At 66.5% G+C, this 12,869-nt stretch carries 9 protein-coding genes; 5 read left to right on the forward strand and 4 right to left on the reverse strand.

All coding sequences use genetic code 11. From position 1 onward, the window contains the following. Nucleotides 1–73 precede the first annotated feature (73 nt). The 3 genes from VFB33_04240 to pstS form a co-directional block, all read right to left on the reverse strand. A complete protein-coding gene (locus VFB33_04240) occupies nucleotides 74–1,810 on the reverse strand; it encodes a hypothetical protein (protein HZO80883.1) in 1,737 nt (578 codons plus the stop codon). Nucleotides 1,811–1,932: 122 nt separating this feature from the next. After that, nucleotides 1,933–2,289 (reverse strand): hypothetical protein, encoded by a 357-nt coding sequence (locus tag VFB33_04245; GenBank protein HZO80884.1) that lies wholly within the window; start codon nucleotides 2,287–2,289, stop codon nucleotides 1,933–1,935. 40 nt (nucleotides 2,290–2,329) lie between these two features. Further along, nucleotides 2,330–3,364, reverse strand: a complete 1,035-nt coding sequence (gene pstS, locus VFB33_04250) for a phosphate ABC transporter substrate-binding protein PstS (protein HZO80885.1) — start codon at nucleotides 3,362–3,364, stop codon at nucleotides 2,330–2,332. A gap of 297 nt (nucleotides 3,365–3,661) precedes the next feature. Between pstS and VFB33_04255 the strand changes: the two genes are divergently transcribed. From VFB33_04255 to VFB33_04275, 5 genes are all read left to right on the forward strand, one after another. Next, complete coding sequence (locus VFB33_04255) at nucleotides 3,662–6,001, forward strand: CoA transferase (GenBank protein ID HZO80886.1); 2,340 nt, start codon at nucleotides 3,662–3,664, stop codon at nucleotides 5,999–6,001. Nucleotides 6,002–6,128: 127 nt separating this feature from the next. Then, a complete protein-coding gene (locus VFB33_04260) occupies nucleotides 6,129–7,514 on the forward strand; it encodes an amidase (protein ID HZO80887.1) in 1,386 nt (461 codons plus the stop codon). A 35-nt stretch (nucleotides 7,515–7,549) separates the two neighbouring features. Continuing rightward, nucleotides 7,550–8,521 carry an LLM class flavin-dependent oxidoreductase gene (locus tag VFB33_04265; protein ID HZO80888.1) on the forward strand — a complete coding sequence of 324 codons (972 nt, stop codon included), beginning with the start codon at nucleotides 7,550–7,552 and terminating at the stop codon, nucleotides 8,519–8,521. A gap of 24 nt (nucleotides 8,522–8,545) precedes the next feature. Then, a complete protein-coding gene (locus VFB33_04270; protein ID HZO80889.1) occupies nucleotides 8,546–8,761 on the forward strand; it encodes a hypothetical protein in 216 nt (71 codons plus the stop codon). A 3-nt stretch (nucleotides 8,762–8,764) separates the two neighbouring features. Beyond that, a complete protein-coding gene (locus tag VFB33_04275; GenBank protein ID HZO80890.1) occupies nucleotides 8,765–10,180 on the forward strand; it encodes an amidase in 1,416 nt (471 codons plus the stop codon). 43 nt (nucleotides 10,181–10,223) lie between these two features. Here VFB33_04275 and gyrA read toward each other — a convergent pair whose 3' ends face one another. Continuing rightward, nucleotides 10,224–12,761: a DNA gyrase subunit A gene (gyrA, locus tag VFB33_04280; GenBank protein ID HZO80891.1), complete on the reverse strand. Its 2,538-nt coding sequence runs from the start codon at nucleotides 12,759–12,761 to the stop codon at nucleotides 10,224–10,226. Nucleotides 12,762–12,869: the final 108 nt, after the last annotated feature.

The raw sequence follows: 12,869 nt of genomic DNA on the forward strand, positions 1-12,869 counted from the left end.
CGGCGGGCGCGACGGGCCGGGGAGAGCCCGCCGCGCGCCGCCGCCTTCGCGGTGCGGGGCTGCCGCTAAGTAACTAGTAACTGAACTCCAGGTTGGCGAAGATCGAGTGCGTATCCCGAGTGACCAGGTTCGGGATGCTGCCGGTCTTGGGGAGCAGTTGACCGTTGAATTTGCCGCCCGGCGCATAGCCGAACTTGGCCAGCTCCGCGACCGGCACCGACTGCTGGCCGTGATAGTAGGAGAAGTTCTGTGTATCGAGCGCGAAACGCAGATACTCGTTGTACTGGTAGCTCACGCCGAATATCCAGCGCTGGAAGTCCAGCGGGTCGCTGGCGAACTTCTGGTTGGGCATGAACCACTGGAACATCCCAAACAACGTCAGCGGAGTGTACGGAATGTGGTAATGACCGAAGGCATCGAAGCCGCGCGACGTCGCCTGCCCGTTGTTCAGGATCGCCTGCCACGCCGCTGTCTGCGGTCCGAACGTATTAACCAACGGGTAGCACGGTGTGGCTGTGCTACAGGTGTTACCGGCGAACGTTCCCGAGGTGATCGCTTTGCCGGTGGGGAAGCCGAAGGCGTCGGCCGGCCCGCTGCCCGACCATAGATTGGACGCTCCAAAGGCGTTGTAACCGTAGTCGAACTCTCCGGCTATGCCCCACTGATCGGTGTAGTAGTGCAGCAGCGCCGCCACGCGCTCGATATGCGCGTTGCCGCCCTTGAGCGCGGCCGGCAAATCGACCGTGTCCGGAGCGGTGTTGCCATAGCCGTAATTGAAGAAGCCGGTGATGCCGAGCCCGTCGAAGCGCCATAGCGCGCCGAATGGATAGGCAGACAGCCGCGCCATGAACTGTTTGGTATCGGTCTGCTCGAAGGCGTGAAAGCTGGCGTTGGTGTATGCGCCGATATCATAGTCGAGGTACATCCGTTCGTCGCCGAACGGCTTGACCGGCCCCTGCATCGAGACGCCGACCTGGGTCGAAGACAGGCTGAGGTAGTTCCACGGCGTCAGGTTGACGTAGCGGAAGCCGTAGAGGTCCTCCTCCCAGGCAACCAGTGGGTTAGCTATCTCGCCGATCGAAACCGTGCCGCCTTTGAGCGCCGGCACATCGTTCCACAGCCCGTTGTAGGTGAGGCTCGCGTACTTCATGCGCACGCCGAGGTTGCCGTCCAGGTTGCTGCCGAACCCGGTGACCTGGCCGATCTTGTCGTTGGCCGAGCCGATGGTCTTGTACATGTTGGGTGTCAGACGCAGCGTCCAGTCCTTGGTCGGGAAGAAGAAGAAGTTGAGATAGGTGCGCGTGAGGTCGAACGAATTGTAGTTGTTGTTACCCGGTCCGGGATTGGTCAGCTGGGTCATCTCCTGCGGCTGAAATCCAGTGTTGTTGTAGAAGCGGTAATCGCCGTACACCAGTGCGCCGACCCGGAACTTGTCTTGAAAGTTGTCCAGATAACTTTTCCACGCCGGTTCCATCTTGTTGACCTGCTGCGCAAGCGCGGCGTTCTGCTCGGCTAGCTGCGCTGAGGTCTGTTGGACCTGCGTCTGGATCTGCTCGCGGGTCTTGGCCTCGACCTTCTGTTCGACCTGCTGCGCGATCGCGCTGGCGTCGGTCGTGCTCAACACAAGCGGCGTACGCCCCTTGCCCGGGCGAACGAAGACTTGGCCGGTGCGTTGATCGACCCATAGCTTTACCGTAGCCGACCACGCGGTGGCGGCGTCCTCGGCTGCCGCGTGGCGCGCTGGGATCGCTGCGACGACAAGCGCCGCGATCGCTATTGAAACAATACTAATTAGCCACTTACGTGTCATTGCTCCTCTCCTGAATTGGCCGCCTGAGCCGGCCGGGCAACTCCCCGGATACACAGCGTGCTGGCTGCGCCGGGATCTTCCGCCGCCATCGAGCGTGGCGGCCCCCCTCTTTGGCGACATTCTCAACGCGTCGTGTTCGCGGTCGGCGCCTGGGCGCGCTCCTCGCGTGCGCGGGCGAGTTCAAAGCTGGTGTAAACCTTGCCGTCGGAACAGACGAAACGCGCCGGCGACGAGATCGCGACGATCCCGCAGTCCTGCACCCGGATGCTCGGCGGCACCTTCACGCCTTCCTCTTTCTTCGTCAGCCGCATCCCGGTGGTATGCACAAATGGCGGCGCCCCCTCCTGCGCGGAAGGTTTGGCGGACGCCACGACCGGCGGCGGACCCCATCCCGCGGTCGAGCATCCGCCGACGCAGAGGCCGGCAACCGCTCCGACCAACAATCCCAATCCGATCTGATAAAGCGTCTTTGTCCTCATAGTTCGACTCCTGTCGAGACTGTGTATTGGGCCGCGCCGCCTATTTGGACGCGACCTCGAGTTTCTCGAGTTGCGCCTGCTCGAGTGTGACTACTTCAGGGGGGAGCGGCGCATAGTTCATCGCGGAGGCGTAACGCTGCCCCTGTTCAAGCATCCAGCTCAGGAACTTCTTTATCGCCGCGCCTTTCTTCGCATCCTCCTGACGAGCGTAAACGATCATCCAGGTAAATGAGGAAATCGGGTATGCGTCGTGGCCTGGCGCATTGACGATTGATACCCGGAAGTCCGACGGCATGTTGGATGCCGCACCCGCCGCCGCGGCGGTGACGCTCTTGAGACTCGGCATTATCCAGACGCCGTCGCGATTTTGGACCTCAGCCACCGGCTGATGGATTTGAAGCGCGTAGATCAGCGTTACGTAGCCAATCGAATATGGCGTCTGTGTGACCAGCGCGGTGACCCCCTCGTTGCCCTTGCCGCCGAGCCCGGTCGGCCACTTGAGCGCGGTTGAGGTGCCGACCTTGCTCGCCCACTCTGGGCTAATCTTGCTCAAATAGTCAGCGAAGATGTAGGTATCGCCACTGCCGTCGGACCGGTGCACGACCGTTATTGGCTTGGCGGGCAGCGTCATGCCCGGATTGAGTTGAGCAACCGCCGGGTCGCTCCACTGGGTAATCTTTCCCAGATAGATGTCGGCGATGACCGGGCCAGTAAGCCGCAGCGTGCCCTTCAACCCGGGTAAGTTATACGCAATCGACACCGCGCCGAGGACGGTCGGGAAGTGGAGCACCGGCGCGGGTGCGCGCTTGATCTGTTCCGCGGTCAGCGGCGCATCACTCGCCCCGATGTCGACGGTGCGGTTGAGCAGCATATTAATTCCGCCGCCCGAACCGATCGACTGGTAGTTGAAACGGACGGAGGGGTCGACCTTGGTGTAGGCATCGAACCACTTGGAGTAGATCGGGTAGCCGAAGGTCGAACCCGCGCCGTTGATCAGCAGCTGACTGCGTGCGGGTGTGCACCCGAGCAGGGTCAAGCCGACCGCCATCCCCACAGACAGTAGTGTTTGTCTCATTGCCTTCCTCGTTTATGGGCGCACGAACAGCAGCCCGCATAGGGAGTACAGCGTGCGCCGGATGGATTTGAAGCGCGCGCGTTACGCGCCGGTTACATCAGAATTATGCGCGATTGAATTCCTCAATCGAGGAAAATCGACCAATCTCCACCGGACGGTCACTCTTAAATCCGCGTGTCGCACGTCTCGCCCGTGCACTTGCACGCCGGCGCTCGCTCGTGAGAATTTCAATTCACGGCCCGACCGATAGGCGCCGCGCCGCACATTGCGGCCCAAAGTTCGAGGAAGCGATCCGCGATGAGTAAGGCGCTCGACGGCATCAACCTGGTTGAATTCAGCTCCAACCTCGGCGCCGCGTACGCCGCGATGTTGCTGGCCGAACAGGGAGCGCGTGCGCTGCGCGTCGAGCCGCCCGGCGGCGCGCCGTGCCGCGGCACGCCGCATTTCCACGTGCTTAATCGCAGCAAACGGGCGTTGTTTCTCGATCTCGACTCGTCTCAGGGGCGTGCGCGCGTCGAGCGGCTGCTGCGATGGGCGGACATTGCGGTGCTTGGAGATCCGCTGGCGCGAGTTCGCGCGCGTGGGCTCGATTACGCGGCGCTTTGCCGAATTAATCCCCGACTGGTGGTGCTGCACCTGCCGCCGCTTGGCAGCCGTGGTCCGCTTGCAGACTTCGACGCTGGCGACGAGCTGGTGTCAGCGCTCGGCGGCGTCTACGGCAGCCAGTGGGCGGCCAGTGGAAACCCGGTCGCGCTGCATTTTCCCGCCGCCAGCTACTCGGCGGGTGTGCTGGGTGCTGCCGCGGCGGCCGCGGCGCTGCACGCGTGCGAAAGCGGCGGCCAGGGCCAGCTGGTCGAGGTTTCGCTGCTGGCGGGCGCGTTGTCGCTCCAGACCGGCGGGGTCATGCGCCACGAGAAGATGACCCGCATGCACGAGGGGCCCGCCGATCCGCTGGGCCCAATCCCCTGCTACCGGCTGTTCCGAGCCGCTGACGGCGAATACCTCTTCATCGCGTGCGGCAATGCGACCTTCTTCAACAAGCTTGCGCTCGCGCTCGATCGGCCTGAAATGGTCGCCGACCCGCGCTTTGAGGGGGCGCCGTGGGGCGTCGCGCCGCCCCATCGCCAGACGCTCAAGGATCTGATCCAGAAGCATATCGCGACGCGCCCGCGCGCGGAGTGGTTGCGCATCCTGCGCCAGAACGACATTCCGTGCGCGCCCGTGCTGATGCGCTCTGAGTTTATCGGCGACCCGCAGGTGCGCGCGCTCGCGATGCGCCGCGAGATCGATGATCCGACGCTTGGCAAAACCTTTCAGATCGGCATTCCGGTTACGCTCAATGACACGCCCGGCGAGATCGCCGGCTCCGCCCCCGCGCTGCGCGACGATCCGGTCGTCGAAGCATGGCTCGCTGCGACGCCTGCACGGCAGTCATCGCTGGCTGGCGCAACCGCCAGGGCGGCCGGCGCGCATTCGTTCGCCCGGGGGCCGCTCGACGGCGTGCTGGTGCTCGACTTTTGTAGCTACATCGCGGGTTCCTACGGCCCGATGATTCTGAGCCAGATGGGCGCCGAGGTTATCAAGATCGAAAGCCTCGAGGGCGACGCGTTTCGCCACTTCGGCTTCGGTTTCCTGGGATGGAACCAGGGCAAGCGCGCACTCGCGCTCGACCTCGCCTCGGCGGAGGGGCGCGAGATCGTGCACGGCCTGGTGCGCCGTGCGGGTATCGTGGTCGAAAACCTGCGGCCGGGGCGGATGCGCCGATTCGGAATGGATTACGAGGCGCTGGCCGCGCTCAACCCGCGCCTCATCTTCATGTCGGTCAACGGCTTCGGCAACCACGGCCCCGAGCACAACCAGCCCGGCTTCGATCCGCTGTTGCAAGCGCGCTCGGGCGTGATGGCGGCCGAGGGCGGACACGGCCATCCGCCGCTCTACCTGACCTGCGCGATCTGCGACTACGGCGCGGCGATGCTGTCGGCGTTCGGATGCGTACTGGCGCTGCGCGCGCGCGAGCGCACCGGGCGCGGGCAGTTCTGCGAGACCTCGCTGTTGCAATCGTCGATGGCGTTCCAGGCGGGCGAGTTCATCTTTTATGACGGCCGGCCCGACCTCGAGAACAGCCGCCCCGAATCGCGTGGCCGCTCGGCGCTTTGCCGCGCCTACCAGTGCCGCGACGATGGATGGTTGTTCGTTGACGCGAAGGCTCCGGCGCATTGGGACGCGCTGTGCCAGATATGCGGAATCAGCGCCGCCGCCTCCTTTGCCGCGGCGGCGGCAGAGCCTGAGGACGGCACGGTCGCGTCGGCGCTGGCCGAGGCCTTCGCGCGGATGGAGCGCGCCGCCGCGCTCGATGCGTTGGGCAGAGCGGGCGTCCCCGCAATCAGCGTGCATCGCTACGGCGATCTGTTCGACGACCCGCAGGTCCGCGCGAACGATCTCCTCGCCGAGCTACATCACTCGCAGTGGGGCGCGGTCGTACAGACCGGACTGCTCGCGAAGTTCTCGGCGACGCCGGGCCGCGTTGAGCGCGCCGCGCCGCTGCTCGGCGAGCATACTGACGAGATTCTCGCCCGCTACCTCGGCTACGACCGCGAGCGCATCGCCGACCTGCGCCGGCGCCGGATTGTCAAATAGCGGCCCGGCGCGCCGCTCACCCCCGGGGCGGCAATTGCGCTAGGGTACCCCGAGACGGACCGAGAGGCCGTACAATGCGGCTGCGCCCGCGCCCGGCGTGGCGATCCCGGTCCACACGAGGTGCGCGATGGCCAACAAGGAGCTGCTCGAATTCGACGTTGCCGCGCTGGCGCCGAAACTGCGCGCCAAGGAGATTTCGCCGGTCGAGCTGACGCAGGCCTACCTCGATCGGATCGAGGAGGTCGAGGAGCGCGTGCTTTCCTACATCACGGTGACGGCCGACGCCGCGCGCGAGATGGCGCGCAAGGCCGAGGCGGAGATTGCGGCCGGGCGCTGGCGCGGTCCCTTCCACGGCGTGCCGATCGGGCTCAAGGACCTCTGCTACACCCGCAGCATTCTGACCACGGGTGGCTCGAAGATCCTCGCCGACTTCGTGCCTGGCTACGACTGCACGGTATGGTCGCGGTTGGCGCAGGCCGGCGCGGTGCTGCTCGGCAAGCTCAACCTGCACGAGTTCGCCTACGGCGCGACCTCCAACAATCCGCACTGGGGCGCCGTTCATAACCCCTACCATCTCGACCACATCCCGGGCGGATCGAGCGGCGGTTCCGCCGCCGCGATCGTCGCGCGCACCGCCGCCGCAACGATCGGCACCGATACTGGCGGCTCGATCCGGATCCCGGCGGCGTGCTGCGGATGCGTCGGGCTCAAACAAACCTGGGGCCGGGTCAGCCGCTGGGGCGTGATGCCGCTTGCCGACACGCTCGACCATACCGGGCCGATCACGCGCAGCGTGCGCGACGCCGCGCTGATGCTCAACGTAATCGCCGGCCACGATCCCAACGACGCGACCTCGAGCTGCGAGCCGGTGCCCGACTACACCGGCCGCCTCGGCGGTGACCTTAAAGGGGTGCGCGTCGGTGTGATCCGCGAGCTCAACTCCGGTCTCTCCGACGACGTCGCGCGCGTGTTCGGCGCGGCGCAAAGGCAGCTCGAGGAGCTCGGCGCGACGGTCGAGGAAGTCTCGGTGCCGGCGCTGGCCGAAGGCGCGATGGTCACGATGGTGGTGCTGATGGCCGAGGCGCTGGAGTTCCACGAGCAGTGGATCCGCGAGCGCTCGGCCGACTACGGCGCCGATGTGCGCTCGCTGCTCGAGATTTCGATGACGATCACGGCGGCCAACTACGTCCGCGCCCAGCGCGAGCGCAACCTGATGCTGGCCGACACGATGCGCGCGCTCGAGGGCCGGGCGGCGCTGCTCGCGCCGACGCTTGCGGCCACGGCACCGCGGATCGACGACGCGCAGTACGACGTGATCTCCAACATGGTGCGCTTCACCGGCCCGTTCAACGCCACCGGCCAGCCGGTGGTCGCGATTCCCATCGGGCTTTCGCGCGACGCGATGCCGTTGTCGATGCAGATAATCGGCAGGCCGTTCGACGAGGTAACGGTATTGCAGGTGGCCGACGCGTACGAACGCGCGCGCGGCCCGCTGGCGGCGCCCAAGCTGTAAGGCGATAAGGCAACGCCGGCGCGGAGGCGATCACGATGGCAAAGAGTCTCGGAATTTCGCTCGCCCCTTTCTCCGGAATCCCATATCCGGACCTGACCCGGCTCGCGTGCGAAGCCGAGGACACCGGATTCAGCGGCGTCTTTATCCCGGAAGCCGCCAACGACGGCCTGATGTGCTGCTATGCGATCGCGCGCGCGACCAGCCGGATCACGATCGCCACCTGGATCGTCAACATCTACTTCCGTGAGCCGGCGCTGTGCGCGGCGGCGAGTGAGATGGTGCAGACCGAGTCCGGTGGACGTTTCATCCTGGGCCTCGGCGTCAGCCATCGCCCGGCGATGGAGTCGCTGGGCATCCAGATGGGCAACGCGCGCGACCGGCTGCGCGCCTACACCGCGTTTCTGCGCAAGGCGCTCGCCGGCGAGCCGGTCGGCGCGTTCGGCCGCGCCTACCGCAAGCCGGCCAAGCCGGTGCCGATCTACTTTGCCGCGCTCGCGCTGGAGACCGCGCGGCTGGGCGGCGAGATTGCCGACGGCCTGATGCTCTACCTGGCCTCGCCCGAGCGGATGCGCGCGTCGGCCGCAGTCGCGCACGCCGCCGCGCGTGCGGCCGGACGCCAGCCGTCCGACGTCGCGATTACGATGGGCGTGCCGGCGTTTATCGACGACGATCGCGTCCGCGCGCTCGACGCGGCCCGCCGCGCGCTTTCCTTCTACGCCTCGCTGCCGTTCTACAACCGGCTGCTTGCGCGCAGCGGCTTCGCGGCCGAGGCGGCGCGCGTGATGGAGGCGGCGAAGCGGCGCGACGCCTCCGCGATGGCGGCGGCGCTGACGGACAAGATGGCCGACACGGTCGCGTTGATCGGGCCGCCCGCGCGATGTGTGGAGCGGCTCGCCGAGTATCGCGCTGCGGGCGCCGAGCTGCCGATCATCGTTCCCAACCAGGTCGGCGACGACTACCTGACCACCGTGCGCAAGGCGCTAAAAGTCTTCACGGCAACACTCTGAGTGGGTAACACGGAGGAAATGACGATGGCACGGCTGACACCCGAGACGGTCAAGGCGATGGCGAAGGAGCTGTACGGCTACGAGATGTCGGACGAGAGCGCAGGCGCGGTCGCCAACGCGGCGGGTGCGATGGTGACCAACGCGCGGCGGCTCGGCAATCTCGACCTCGCCGGCGTGCAGCCGCCCTTCGGCTATCCGATCCTGCTGGCCGAGGCCGAACGCATCCGCAAGCGCGGCTGAGCGATGTCGCACGACGAGCTGCTGAGTTTCGACGTTGCGGCGCTCGGCGAGGCGATCCGCGCCCGGCGGATCTCGCCGGTCGAGCTGACCGAGGCGTATCTCGGCCGGATCGAGCTGCTCGACAAGCGCGTCAACGCCTACATCACGGTCACCGCCGAGCGCGCCCGCGCCGACGCCGCGCGCGCCGAGGCCGAGGTTGCGGCGGGCAACTGGCGCGGGCCGTTTCACGGCGTGCCGGTCGCGCTCAAGGACCTCTGCTACACACGCGGAATTCGCACCAGCGCGGGCGCGAAGATTCTTGCCGACTTTGTTCCCGAGTACGACTCGACGGTGTGGGCGCGGCTTGCGGCCGCGGGCGCGGTCCTGCTCGGCAAACTCAACATGCACGAGTTCGCCAACGGCGCGAGCTCAACCAACCCGCACTTCGGCGCGGTGCGCAATCCCTACAACCTCGACCATATCCCCGGCGGATCGAGCGGCGGCTGCGGTACGGCGATCGTTGCACGCACCGCGGCGGCGACGATCGGCACCGACACCGGCGGCTCGATCCGGATTCCGGCGGCGTTTTGTGGATGCGTCGGCCTCAAGCAGACGTGGGGCCGGGTCAGCCGCTACGGGGTGATTCCGCTGAGCGACACGCTCGACCACGCCGGGCCGATCGCACGCACGGTGCGCGACGCCGCGCTGATGCTCAACGTGATCGCCGGCCACGACCCCAACGACGCGACCTCCAGCCGCGAGCCGGTGCCCGATTACACAAGCCGCCTTGAGGCGGGCGTGCGCGGGATGCGTCTGGGCGTGATCACGGAATTGACCGTCGGCACATCGGACGAGGTGCTCGATTCGTTCCGCGCCGCATTAAAGGTGCTTGAATCACTCGGCGCCGCGCTCGAGGAGGTTTCGATTCCGGCGATCGAGTCGGGGATCGCGCTTGCCACCGCGATCATGTCGCCCGAGGCGTTCGACTTCCATCGCCGATGGTTCCCCGAGCGCGCGGACGACTACGGCGCCGACGTGCGGCGCACGATGGAGACCGCGGGGGTGATGCCGGCGACCGGTTATATCCGGGCGCAGCGGATGCGCGCGGGGTTGCTCGCCCGCGTGCTCGAAGCGATGGAAGGGCGGGCGGCGCTGCTCGCGCCGACCGCAGGAATCGAGCCTCCGCTAGTCAGTAACCTCGGACGCGTGCTGGCGACGCCGGGTGGAGGAACGGTGAACCTCGTGTCCGCAGTGCTGCGCTTCACCGCGCCGTTCAACGTCACCGGCCAGCCCACGCTCGCGATTCCGACGGGGCTCTCGCGCGCCGGGCTGCCGCTCTCGATGCAGGTCGTCGGGCGACCGTTCGACGAGTTGACTGTGCTCCAGGTCGGTGCGGCCTACGAACGCGCCCGCGTGCCGCTCCCGCCGCCGGCGCTCTAGCCGCGCCGGGAGGCCGCACGGGCTATCTGGATCCGCGAATTCCTCAGGCCTCGTCCTCGCCGTCGCCGTTTGAGGTCGCGCCGTTGCTTTCGTCCTCTTCGCGTTCGGCGAGTCCGGCAACCGCGCGCACGCGCTCGCCAGCATCGAGCTTGACCAGCCGCACGCCCTGCGCGTTGCGCCCGGTGATCCGCACGGTGCCGACGTCGAGCCGGATCACCTTGCCGCCGTCGGTGATCAGTACCACCTGGTCGTCCGAGCCAACCTGGCGCACGCTTACCACCTTGCCGGTCTTGTCGGTGACGTTCATCGTGATCACGCCCTTGCCGCCGCGATGGGTGAGCCGGTACTCGGAGGCGGCGGTGCGTTTGCCGAAGCCCAGTTCGGAGACGGTGAGCAGGGTTTCGTCTTCGCGCACGGTCGCGATCGAGACGACCTCGTCGTTGACCAGGGTGACGTTCTTGCCCTCGCGCACGCTGTACGACTCGAGCTCCATCCCGGCCACGCCGTAGGTCGCGCGGCCCATCGCGCGCACCTCGTCCTCCTTGAAGCGGATCGCCTGGCCCTCGCGGGTCGAGAGCACGATCTGCTGGTTGCCGTCGGTGATGCGCACGCCGACCAGCTCGTCGCCCTTTTCGAGGTTGATCGCGATGATCCCGCTCGAGCGCACGTTGTCGTACTCGGACAGCGCGGTCTTTTTCACCATCCCGCGCCGCGTGGCGAAGAACAGGTACTTGCCCTCGGTGTCCTTGGGTACCGGAATGAAGGCCTCGAGCCGCTCGTTGTCCGCGAGGCTCAGAAGATTGGCGATCGAGCGTCCCTTGGCCGCGCGTCCGCCCTCGGGCACCTCGTAGGCCTTGAGTTCATACACCTTGCCCGCGCTGGTGAAGAACATCAGGCGGTCGTGGGTGCCGACTGGCACCAGGTGCTCGACGAAGTCGGCCTCGCCGGTGGCCGCGCCGATCTTGCCGCGTCCGCCGCGTCGCTGGGTGCGGTAGAGCGACAGCGGGGTGCGCTTGATGTAGCCGCCATGGGTGACGGTGACCAGCACATCCTCGTCGACGATCAGGTCCTCGACCGAGAAGTCGCCCTCGGCCTCCACGATCTGGGTGCGGCGCGCATCGCCGAACTCCTTTTTGATCTCCTCGATCTCGGAAGCCATCAGCTTGTTCATCTCGCGCTCGTCGCTGAGCAACTTGCGCAGGCGCGCGATGGTCTCCTCGACCTCCTTGTGCTCGGCCTGGATCTTGTCGCGCTCCAGCGAGGTCAGCCGGCGCAGGGTGAGGTCGAGGATCGCCTGGGCCTGGAGCTGGGTCAGCCCGAAGCGGGTCATCAGCCCCGTGCGCGCCGTCTCGGCGTCCTTGGAGGAGCGGATGAGCTTGATCACCTCGTCGAGGTTGCGCAGGGCGATGAGCAGGCCTTCGAGAATGTGCAGCCGCGCCTCGGCCTGGCGCAGATCGAATTGCGCGCGGCGGGTGAGCACGTGGCGGCGATGGTTGAGGAACTCGCCCAGCATCTCGAGCAGGCTGAGCTCCTTGGGCCGCCCCTCGTGGATCGCCAGCATGATGAGCCCGTAGCTCTGCTGCATCTGGGTCATCTTGTAGAGCTGGTTGAGCACGATCCTGGGCTCGGCGTCGCGCTTGAGCTCGATCACGATGCGCATGCCGTCGCGGTCGGACTCGTCGCGCAGGTCGCTTACGCCGTCGATGCGGCGGTCGTTGACGAGCTCGGCAATGCGCTCGATGAGCCGGGTCTTGTTCACCTGGTAGGGAATCTCACGCACGATGATCGAGGCGCGCCCGGTGCGCTTGTCGGTCTCGATCACCGCCAGCGCGCGCATCACCAGCGAGCCGCGACCGCTGAGATAGGCCTGGCGGATCGCCTGGCGCCCGAGCAGCAGGCCGCCGGTAGGAAAGTCGGGGCCGGGGATGATGTCGAGCACCTGCTCGAGCGTCATCGCAGGGTTCTCGATCAGCTTGAGCAGCGCCGCGCAAACCTCGGTCAGGTTGTGCGGCGGAATATTGGTCGCCATCCCAACCGCGATCCCGTCGGCGCCGTTGATCAGCAGGTTGGGAATCTGCGCGGGCAGGACCTCTGGCTCCTGCTGCGAGCCGTCGAAGTTATCGACGAAATCGACCGTTTCCTTGTCGATGTCGGCGAGCATCCGCTCGGCCAGCCGGGTCAGCCGGCACTCGGTGTAGCGATAGGCGGCGGGCGGGTCGCCGTCGATCGAGCCGAAGTTGCCCTGGCCGTCAATCAGCGGGTAGCGCATGCTGAAGGGCTGCGCCATCCGCACCAGCGCATCGTACACCGCCATGTCGCCGTGCGGATGGTAGCGCTTGAGCACCTCGCCGACGACGCCGGCGCACTTGGAGTAGCGGCGCGTGCTGAGCAGCCCCTCGCGGAACATTGCGTAGAGGATGCGGCGATGGACCGGCTTGAGCCCGTCTCGCAGGTCGGGGAGCGCACGCCCGATATTCACCGACATCGCGTAGTCCAGATAGGACTGCCGCATGTCATCTTCGATGTTCAGTCGTGCCGGTTCGTTGCGAGGGGGTTCCTGACCGTTTGGGGTGCCTGCCATTGCCTTTTATTTTCCGATTTCAGCTTATTTGGATTTCGCTCCCTACAAGACTGAGGCGAACGACCTAACCGTCCGACCCGTTCGCGGGGGAGCGGTTGGGGGTCAGGT

It is taken from the genome of Candidatus Binataceae bacterium (genome assembly GCA_035650475.1).
Classification (GTDB): domain Bacteria; phylum Desulfobacterota; class Binatia; order Binatales; family Binataceae; genus JAKAVN01.